Raw genomic sequence first — 643 nt, forward strand, 5'->3', positions numbered from 1 at the left:
TCCCGGTAATCTGGAACTTGCTTTCGTACGGAGTTGGCGGCTTCAACTAAGTAATATCGCAAGTAGTGGTTACCGTTACGTGATAGGGACGTGTCTTCGGCAGTAAAGCGCCCAGACTGATGCTTTCGCCAGTATAGACCTGCGTATTTTGCTACTTTAGCTTCATCATCAAACCGGTCTATTTGGCCAATTTCAGCTATGATACCCGCAGCGAATACGGGACCAATTCCAGGGATGGATTCAAGCGTGTGTGTCAATCCAGCCATCAGTTTTTTGATCGCTTTGTCAATTTCTTTTATCTGCTTTTGGAAGGTGCGAATGACCTCGATCGAGGTCCCAAGTATCACATCCATGGAATCTTCCACTACCTTGTCCAAGCGATACGAAGATCGCACGGCTTTCTGAATGGAGGTTGCCACACATTTCGGGTCACCAAATCGGTTTTTCCCTTTCTCTTGAAGGAATGCTGCTAGTTCCTCCAGTGGTAGGTGGGCTAGTTCTTCCAAGCTGTATTTCTCTAAGAAAAGCTCCATCATTGCGTTACCGAAGACCGAGGAGTCTACTTCTTGAGAGAAAGTATTACACTTATAGCTTAGGTGTTGAAGAAAATGCTGCTTTTCTTTTGTCATCATACGAATGAGTT

General features: G+C 45.3%; 1 protein-coding gene. It reads right to left on the reverse strand.

All coding sequences use genetic code 11. From position 1 onward, the window contains the following. Nucleotides 1-643, reverse strand: a 643-nt coding sequence (locus OK414_RS29755) for a transposase (protein WP_233335561.1), incomplete at both ends; no start/stop codon positions are given.

The organism is Priestia sp. JV24 (genome assembly GCF_025910025.1).
In the GTDB taxonomy this organism is placed as follows: domain Bacteria; phylum Bacillota; class Bacilli; order Bacillales; family Bacillaceae_H; genus Priestia; species Priestia megaterium.